The following is a 9004-nucleotide window of genomic DNA, read 5'->3' on the forward strand; positions in this document are numbered from 1 at the left end:
CGCCAGGAAGCCCTCGACGCCCACCTCGCCCTCGCCGCCGCCCTGGCCGGTGAACCGGCGCAGCAGATCACCGTGCTCGACGCGGCCATCGCCCACCACCCGCACCACGAGGCCCTCTACCAGCAGGCAATGCGCGCCCGGGCCGAGCTGGGGCACCTCGACGCGATCCGCGCCCTGCGCCGCAGGCTGACCCGCGCCCTCGCCGAGATCGACGCCGAGCCCGACGACGACACCCTGGCCTTGTCCGATCGGCTCGTCGCCCAGGTCAAACGCGCCCCGAAGCCCCCGCCCCGCGTTGACGGCGAAACCCCGACATGACTACCACCGCTGTGCCGGTAACCATCACGCGGACCACGGAGGTGGACCTGCGCCAGTTGCGGCGCCTGCGGTGGCTGGTGAGGGCCGTGCTCGTCCTCGGCGTCGCCGCGTCGATCGCCGCGAACGTGCTGCACGCCCGACCGAACCTGATCAGTCAGGTCATCTCGGCGTGGCCTCCGCTGGCGCTGATGCTCACCGTCGAGCTGATCTCCCGCGTCCCCACCCACCATCGGGTGCTGGCGGTGGTGCGGCTGGCCGCCGCCGCGCCGATCGCTGGCATCGCGGGGTGGGTGAGCTACTGGCATATGGTCGGCGTCGCCGCCCGCTACGGGGAAACCGAAGCCGCCGCCGCCTACCTGCTGCCCCTGTCCGTCGACGGACTCGTCGTGGTCGCCAGCGTCAGCCTCGTCGAGATCACCGGCCGCCTCCGCGCCGCCACCCCACCCCACCTGACCAGCGGGCCGGCGCCAGACGCCGCCGGGCATCCGCGGCCCGACGATCCGAGCCGCACCGTCCCCACCGCCGCCGCGCCACCGGTCGCGCATCCTGCCGCCGGACGCTCCTCCACCGCCCCCACTCCACAGCCGGGCGAGGAACCCCAGCCCGCAGCGGCCCCTGCGGCCCCACCGCCACGCATCCCCGCCACGCCGCCCGCGTCCACGGTCGTGCAGGACCCGCCGGTCAGCGACAACGAGCGGGTGGATGGCGACGAGCAGCCAGAACCGGCGCCCGCTGACCAGAGCACCACCGCCGGAGCAGGCGACCGGCCCGAGGGCGGCCAGGCCGGCGCGCACCGCCACACCGACGCCGAGCCGAACACTCAGGACCGGCACCCCGCCGCAGCGCCCGCAACCGGTCCTGCCGGCCCCACACCACCACCCCCACCCCACGTCGTCCCCGCGGACGGGAAGCACCCGCACAGCGGTGCCGGCAGCGACGAGGAAGCGGTGCCCTCAGGCACCGCCGCCGCAGTGGCGTACTGGCACCGCCGCGACCCCGACCTGCACCCGGCGCAGATCGCCGCACGGATCGGCAGGTCCGAACGCACCGTCCGCCGCCACTGGCCACCACCTCCACCCGACGGGCGACGCCCACCTCAACGGAACCCTCGCCAACACCCTCCACCGCTGGCACTCCTCGAGCCTTGAGCGGACTCGAGGACCGGCAGCCGTCGCCAGGCGCACGGTTCCCCCACCTCGGCCAAGCGCGCGACAGCCCAGAGGGCGTCTGACAAGCGGCCAATGATCCGGGTGGCCTAACGACGAAAAGCCCCTGTTTCGTGCTCTGGGTTGCGCCCGACAGCGCCGGCAGGGACGCGGGATAGTCGGGCTTCGTGGCCACGTCGGGCCGGACACCCACGGGTGTCCAGCCCGACACGACCAGTGGATGTGACGGAGGAAGCCGGCTCCACCAGGACGGCCATGACTGGCCCCACCCACGGTGATTATCACCGCCGGTCAGTCACTCTGTGTAATGAGGTCTGGGATTGCGACGTACCGAGTGACGGCTGCCCGCCCGGATCGCGGCAGAAGAGGATGTGGTGGCGTCGTTGATCTCTCAGCCTTCCTATATGACGACCGGGAGCGTCTCGATCCAACAGAATGCGACCTTTGGAGCCAGCAGCGATTGGGCCTCCTCGGCGTCCGCCCGAGTCAGGAACACTCCGGCGCCGGAAATCTCCGGCCTGTTTTCGTCGCCCACGTCGGTCATGAGGACGAAGACGAAGCGGAATCGGTCACGGCGCGCCTGCTGATGGTCGTCCGAGCTCAACGCATCGACGAGGTCCTGGGGGGAGGCGACGTTGAACCATGCGCTCACGCCGGACAGCGGCCCAGTAGGCCATCGTGGCAGGTAGGCGTCCGGGCTGTTGAAAAAGCTGCCCTGGACGCGGGGCAGGATGCCTTCATGCCAGCCAAAAGCCATGCTAATGACGTAGTCGGATCGGCCTTGGCTCTCCAACATGAAGACCCGGTCGCCTCGGCCAGGGTGAACGCCAGGCAGTGAGGCCATGATCTGGGCCGCTTCACCAGGGGTCGCGCATCTGATGACCAGCCCCGCATAGCCGTCACGAATTTTGATAGCCTCCACCGGCTTGAATAGCAGGTCGATTGTCGTCTCGTGTTCGTCGTCGACCGGATTGCTGCGCAGCAGCAACTGGCCGTGGCTTGCGGAGTAGGCCTCCATTGCGAACCGACGTTCGCTGCGGAAGATCTCGGTACCCGGTACCAGCTCATGATCTTGCCTGAGCCAAGCGTGCAAGGTCATATGGCCATGATTCCGGCTTGAGGCCGCGGCGGCAAAACGACGTCACCTCAAGCGTTCCGCCTCGAAGCTGCCGCATCCCAAAGGGTCTACTTCGGGGCATTGTGGCCGAACTGGGCATCGATGCCAAAGCCACGGCGTCGGCGGGTCCGGCTTGCGACGCCCCGCTTGCGACAGCTTCAACCGGCTCCACACCACCATGCACCGCGCTCAATTAGACATGGTCGAGCGGCGACCCACCGGCGTCGAGTCACGCTGCGTAACGCGCGGATCGCGGCAGAAGAGTGCATCACGAGCGGGTGGCCGGATACCGTTTCGACCCATGGATGACCACTGGCGCGAGCAGGATCGTCACGCGCCGTTGACCGGTGCACAGGCTGCTGACGTCGTTCGAAGACGGATCGACCACGGAATGCTCGAGTCGTGGTTCGAGCACGACCGAGGACGACTGCTCGTTGTCGTTAGCAACGGCACCCGCGCCTTGATCATGCTGCTGGAGGAACCGGGCGATCCCGGCGAGCACGCCATCGACCCGGCCGGAACCGGTCAGCAGGGCGGGTTCGTCCTCAGCAATGGGCAGTCCGACGCATACAGCGACGGCGACACCGTCCCGCTTGTGCAGGCGCTCGCGATCCTGGAACACATCGTCGATCACGGTCACCCGCCGGCCAGCGTCGGCTGGCACGTCGACCGGTAGCTACCAGCCGTTCGCCCCGGGCATCGGCAGTTCCGGATGGCGAGCGGCAGCTCCAGCCGTCACGCTGCGTGCCGCGCGGATCGCGGCAGATCCGCTTATCCCGGTTGATGACATGGTGTTGGATGCTTCTGTGATCGACTGGCGGTCGGTGCGGGATGTCTCGGGTGGTTCTGGCGTACGGATCGGTAGGCTGCTCGACGGCATCGAGCACTATCCGACCGCTGAGGCGTGGGACGAGATCGAGCGTCGGCTCGTTGTCGAGGCCGAATGCTGGTGCTCAGCCGGTTTCGCCGCGCTGCCCGGACTCGCCGAGCTGGCGCAGTCCGGCGCCGAGGAGCATCAGATTCGGGCACTGCGGCTGGCCGCGACGATCGTGCGATCCCTGCATCGATGCCATCGATACGACGACATTGTTCGCGCCGGTGCGGAGGCCCTCATGGCGTTGCATCGCGTCGCCCAGAACCGGCCGATGGTCCACACCGGACGGGCATTCGTGGCGCAGCTGCAGGATACGCTCGCGTTTGCCGGATTTACGTTCTGGGCCACGATCAGCCTGGACTTCACCGACGAGCACTACCACCTCGGTTGCCCGCACTGCGCCGTCAGTCTGGCAGTCGTCATCGGCGACTACGGCCACTACACCGCGATCCGAGACTACAACGACGGCGACATCCGCCGTGTCGTGCTTCGCCCCGTCACACCGGGGGACCTGACCGGGATCGGCCGATGGATGTACGACGCCGCCGCCGCCGGCGAAACCGTGCTCGCCGACGGCCTCACGTACCTGTTCGGCCGAGCCACCTGCAGCATCTGCGGCAGTGTGTTCAATGTGGCCGAGTGGCTGGAGGCGGAGAACAGCCCGAGTCAACCCATCGACACGGTCGTGCCGCGTACCGACCGCTTGACCTGACACAGCGAACGTCGGCAACTGGCAGCGGCAAGCCGCCCGGGACTGACGTCGGACCGACCTCCAAACACCAAGATCGGACGCACGCTCATCGGCAGATCCGATACTGAGCGACGGCGAAGAGCACTACGTTGCGTGATGGCACACTGCCTTTCGTCACGCCCGATCGGCGGGGCAGAAGCGGATGTTCGGTGTTGGCTCTCCGCTGCGATTATGAGCCTGTGTTACATCACAATGAGGCTGTCGACTTCTTGCGTCGCTACGACGGCGTCCCGCCGGAGATCCTGGCCGATGGGACTTGGTTGCTTGAGCGGCGAACCTTCTGGGCGAGCCTGATGTACGGCTTGGCTGAGGAGGACCTCCTCGATGCTCTGTTCGGCAGCGGTGAAGAGGTCTGGCTAACTGACCAGATCGACAATCTGCATGAAGAGATCGAACAGTCCGGTAAGTGGCCAGTGCTCAGGCTCGGAACCCAGGCTTCAGACTTCGCGATGGTCGCCTGGCATGGTCACGGCACGGAGGGCTACGACCTCGTCGTTTTGCCTGGTGGCGATCGGTGTATCAGCGTGGCGAGTGTCGAAGGCGGCTTCTACGGACCTGGGTTGTCCTGGTCGGAGGCAGAGAGGTTGATCGAGCGAGGGCACCTCGGCTCAACTGCTCAGCGTCTGCTTCTGCTTCTGCGCGCGCTGGGGGACGCGGATATGCCGACGGACGTGGTGGGACAAGTTGCCGAAGCACTGTTGGCCGTCGGCAACGCCACGTGCTCCTACGAGATCGCTGTGGAGGCCGCTCAGCAACTGCTCAAGGATGAAACGCGGTGGACTATGCAAGGTGAAGTACTGCTTTGCGACGGTAGACATGCGGTTCGCCGACCGGGCGGGCTGCCTCCGGAAGACCTGCTCAAGCTGACGCGGGCACTGCAGTAACGCCGTGCCTCAGTACCTCCTCGGCCCGGGTCTCCCGGCTGAGCGGGTGCACTCTTCTCGGCAAGTCCGGGCGTTCCCAGATCCGCCAGCCGACTACCGACAGTAACGCTCGATCGGCGGCATGTCCGTGCGTGGCGGTGGACACGTGATGACGGTGATGACCTCCCGTCTCGCTGACCACGCCGCCGTGCGATGGGTAAGTTCGGCCACCGCCCCGGCCTCGTGACCGGGAACCCGTTGTTGCTGCTATCGGTCGGGTTCAGTCCGTCAACGAGCGGTCAAGCACGTGCTTGGTCCGGTTGCGTAGGACGGCGAGCTCGGTGGAATCGCCTCTCACCTCGGTGATGAGCTCGACGGCGGCCAGCAGGTACTCAAGGGCGATGACGTGCTCGTCGAATGGGGCGTCCACCTCGAACCGATCGAGCAGAACCTCGAAGTCAGCCAGTACCGCCTGGGCGCGGGTGGCAGCTCGATCGGGATCGCCGTTTCGCTGGGTGCAGCGGGCTGACTCGATCATCGCTCGTCCCACGAAAGCGTGACATTGGCCCAGCAGGCGGGTGACGATGCGTCCCACCAGTGCGAGGCCACGCTCCTCGAGCTCCGGGTCGGGCTGGGCAGCGAACTTCGCGGTGACCTGGCGGGCAGCCGCAGCGAGGGCGACACCGTCGACCCACTCCTGGGAACCCTCCGGGGCACAAGCCTGCTGCCCCAACCGGACGATGCACGCTTCGGCGGCGACCGATAGCGACGTCGCTGCTTCGAGGAGGAGGTGAAAGCGCGTCCGATCCGACTCCTGGGAGGCGACTGCCAGGCGTGCGACCTCCAGCGCCACGGCGACGTCCTCGGTGTCACGCGTGGGCTTGCCACGCCTCGCTCTCTTCAGCAGAGCCTGCGCCGACGCCCGCTGCTCCGGCGATGGCTCCAGAGCATCATCGTCGACGGGCAGTCCGAGTTCGAGCCGGTACGACGTCCACGCCAGCGGGTCTTTGACGGGGTCCGGCTCGTTCGCGGCGCTGCCGGACGCGGCACGAACGACTCCACCCCCGACACGGTCCATCGCCAGCCGCGCATCATCGAACGGCAGCGCGAACCGCTCGGTCAACACGGCAAGGACATCGCGACGGCGCGCCCCCTCCTCGTCGGCCGCCCGCAGATACAAGACAAGAGCGCGCACCGATGTTCCGCGAGCAAGGCGCACCCTCAGGTCGTCCGTCCACTCCACGGCACGAGGATGCCCGTCCCGACCTCGAACCACAGACGGGCCGGTCAGCTGCTCCGCGACCCGGCGTGCCGCCTTCTCGCCCGCCCGCTGTCGGATCAGGCCCTCCTTGGCCACGCCACGGACGGTGGCGATAACCCTCCCGGCATCTTCCGACAGCGTCACCGTGACGACGGCAGGGTTCAGGTTCATGGCACCGCTGCCGATCACGGCCTGCAACTCGGTGGTCCGGGTACCCAGGGCGTCCAAGGTCCGGGCGACCAGGTCGGTGGCCGTTGGGAACGGCGGCCGCAGTTCCACGGTGGTCTCGAAGATGTCGGCTCGCATCCACCTGGCCGCCCGGCGAGCGCCTCGCCCAGCGCCCCGGTTCACCCTGTCGCCTACCACGCCGAGCCCGGCGACCAGTAGGTCACTCTCCTCTGGGGTCAGCTCCACGGCCATAGTGGACCATAGCCGACACACAATGACAATCCCTGGATTCCGGGCTTTCGCGGACGCCTCCGGCCGTTCGGTCGCTGATACGTCGTAGCAGAAACCGCCAGGGACCCGCCACATGCTCCCGCCGAAGCGACAAGCGCTCTCTCAGCCGCATCCGCTCATCGGCACGTCCGCGTCGACCAACTGATCTCCGTTACAGAGCGCAAGCGCGCCGTTCGCGGCAAATCCGTGCATGTGACCTTGCCTTTGGCTGCGACGGCCGCTGGCAGAATGCAACGGTTTCTCGGACGAATTGGACGGCATCTGCGGGGTTACGCGAAGACCCTCGCGTCCTCAGGCGAACTCGCGTGCGGTGGATTCCAGCCTCTCGCGGTAGGCGGCCCACCACGCCTCGTCGCCCTCGACCACGTTGTCGCCGGGCCGCCGCCAGCCGACCTGGCCGTCGACCAGTTCGCGCACGATGTCGGCGTGCCCGGCGTGCCGGTTCGGCTCGGCGAGCACGTGCACGAGGATGAGGTGCAGCGTCACCGGCGTGTGTTGCCACCACCGCACCGAGCCGGGCGCGTCGATCGGGAGCGTCTCGATCGTGGCGTCCGCGTGTGCCCAGACTCGGTGCCACAGGCCGATGATGTCGTCGCGGGACTCGTCGGCTGCGGCCCACATGTCCGCGATCGGCTCGGCGTCCTCGTCCAGGCCCGCGACGGGTCCGGGAAAGGGGCGGTCGAACACCTCGCCGAAATACCCGGCGGTCACCGAGGCCACGTGCTTGACCAGCCCGAGCAGGTTCGTCCCGGTCGGCACGAGCGGGCGCCGTACGTCGTACTCCGACAGCCCGTCGAGCTTCCCGAGCAGCGCCTCGCGCGCCTCCCGCAGGTACCGATAGAGATTCGCCTTGGCGTCGAGGTCTGTCATGCCGCCCAGGATCTCACCGCCGCGCCCGCAGCGATGCCTCTGTACGCCCGCGTTCCGAACCGCGGCTCTGTGGCGGTCACGCGATTGCGGTTTTTGATTGCGCCATGTCCATGTGTCGACGTCCGCCGTAACGGTGGGTAGCGCGCAAGCCGCGGCAGATCCGGGCGCCGGGCGTTCCCCTCGAACGGGCATGGCCGGCGCAGCGTTGTGCGGTCAGAGCAGCGCGATTTGGCCCGGCAGCGGCTCATCGTCGAGGCGACCGTCGAGCTGCCACAGCCGAAGCATGTCCTCCTCATGATGGCGGGTGAGCCATCGGCCTGGCTGCTGCGCGGGGTTTATGGAGCCGGTTCTGTGGGTGTGCGGGTACCGCACCTGGGAACGGCACCGCAGCCTGCGCGCTGACAGCAGTAGATGGCCTTCGGCGTCGTCCGGCAGGTCTGCGGTGCTGACAGCGATCAGGATCAGTTCGTCGGTGAGGAACACCGCCCGGTCCAAGTACCGACAGCTCAGTGGCGTGTCCGTCAGATCTTCGAGGTGTCGCTCCGCGATCACGGTGTCGGTGGTGACGTCGCGGACGGACAGGAAGCCGTCGAATGCCATGGTCAGATAGCGGTCGCCTGCCGGGCTGAAACCGGCGAGGTCGTCACCGGCCAACGGTCGTAGCACGATGCGTTCGGCGTCCAGACCGATGAGCATGGCGGGTGACGGGTCAGGATGGAGCAGCGTCAAGCCGGTCCAGGTGTCCACGAGTCGGTGTACGAACCAGGCCGCCTCGGGGCCGGGCAGCGGCGTGCGATGGATCTCCTTGCCGGTCGTGGCGTGGATGGCGACAAGTTCCTTGGTGTCGGCCAGACGGACCCAGAGGATGTCGTCGCCGTCCAGGTCGAAGCCGGCGCCGACGGTGACGCTGCCGCCGAGTCGATCCCAGCTGCTACGCCAGTGAACTGCGCCGTTGTGGTCAAGAACAACAATCTGGCGCTTATCGCCCGCTGCGACGAGCTGGCTGGTGGCACCGACGTTCATCGGCGGGTCATCGAGAGGCACCGCAAATCGCGCCACGCGACGCAGGTCGTGGTCGAACAGGTTCACGGTGACGCTGGCGGACTCGGTGACCGCCCAGCCAACGCCAGTCGCCTGCGTAACATGCCGAATGCCAGGCAGCCACACCTGGTTGATCAAGCGGGGTTGCATCGCAGCAGCATAGAGCCATTTCGGCGAGGCAGTCGGGATCGGAACCTGTCAAGTCAAGTGAGACGTTTTCGTGGTCAGGTGTTCTGTAGATCTGCGGGTTGAGCTGCTGGTTTGTTGATCCACACGGTGTCGGG

9 protein-coding genes are annotated in these 9004 nt (G+C 67.5%); 5 read left to right on the top strand and 4 right to left on the bottom strand.

The window, feature by feature from the left end:
* The coding region (locus tag AB0I41_RS33990) for a BTAD domain-containing putative transcriptional regulator (protein WP_357115241.1) at nt 1–318 on the top strand (318 nt) is incomplete at its 5' end.
* Entirely contained in the window at nt 315–1466 is a 1152-nt protein-coding gene (locus AB0I41_RS33995) for a DUF2637 domain-containing protein (protein WP_357115243.1), read from the top strand. The genes AB0I41_RS33990 and AB0I41_RS33995, both read left to right, overlap by 4 nt.
* Nucleotides 1467–1884: 418 nt before the next feature.
* Here AB0I41_RS33995 and AB0I41_RS34000 read toward each other — a convergent pair whose 3' ends face one another.
* Complete coding sequence (locus AB0I41_RS34000; RefSeq protein ID WP_357115245.1) at nt 1885–2583, bottom strand: hypothetical protein; 699 nt, start codon at nt 2581–2583, stop codon at nt 1885–1887.
* A 319-nt stretch (nt 2584–2902) separates the two neighbouring features.
* Here AB0I41_RS34000 and AB0I41_RS34005 point away from each other — a divergent pair, with 319 nt between their 5' ends.
* The 3 genes from AB0I41_RS34005 (at nt 2903) to AB0I41_RS34015 (ending at nt 5110) form a co-directional block, all read left to right on the top strand.
* On the top strand, nt 2903–3277 hold the full coding sequence (locus tag AB0I41_RS34005) for a hypothetical protein (protein WP_357115247.1): 375 nt from the start codon (nt 2903–2905) through the stop codon (nt 3275–3277).
* 130 nt (nt 3278–3407) lie between these two features.
* Nucleotides 3408–4187, top strand: a complete 780-nt coding sequence (locus AB0I41_RS34010) for a hypothetical protein (RefSeq protein ID WP_357115249.1) — start codon at nt 3408–3410, stop codon at nt 4185–4187.
* A gap of 248 nt (nt 4188–4435) precedes the next feature.
* On the top strand, nt 4436–5110 hold the full coding sequence (locus AB0I41_RS34015; protein ID WP_357115251.1) for a hypothetical protein: 675 nt from the start codon (nt 4436–4438) through the stop codon (nt 5108–5110).
* A gap of 259 nt (nt 5111–5369) precedes the next feature.
* On the opposite strand, the gene AB0I41_RS34020 is transcribed toward AB0I41_RS34015, so the two are convergent.
* The 3 genes from AB0I41_RS34020 to AB0I41_RS34030 form a co-directional block, all read right to left on the bottom strand.
* The gene (locus AB0I41_RS34020; protein WP_357115253.1) at nt 5370–6770 is read right to left on the bottom strand and encodes a hypothetical protein; all 1401 of its coding nucleotides are present in this window, start codon (nt 6768–6770) and stop codon (nt 5370–5372) included.
* Between the two features lie 330 nt (nt 6771–7100).
* The gene (locus AB0I41_RS34025) at nt 7101–7679 is read right to left on the bottom strand and encodes a DinB family protein (RefSeq protein ID WP_357115255.1); all 579 of its coding nucleotides are present in this window, start codon (nt 7677–7679) and stop codon (nt 7101–7103) included.
* A gap of 213 nt (nt 7680–7892) precedes the next feature.
* Nucleotides 7893–8870 (bottom strand): hypothetical protein, encoded by a 978-nt coding sequence (locus AB0I41_RS34030; RefSeq protein WP_357115257.1) that lies wholly within the window; start codon nt 8868–8870, stop codon nt 7893–7895.
* Nucleotides 8871–9004 lie beyond the last annotated feature (134 nt).

This window comes from Micromonospora sp. NPDC050200, assembly GCF_040656135.1.
Taxonomy (GTDB): Bacteria; Actinomycetota; Actinomycetes; order Mycobacteriales; family Micromonosporaceae; genus Micromonospora.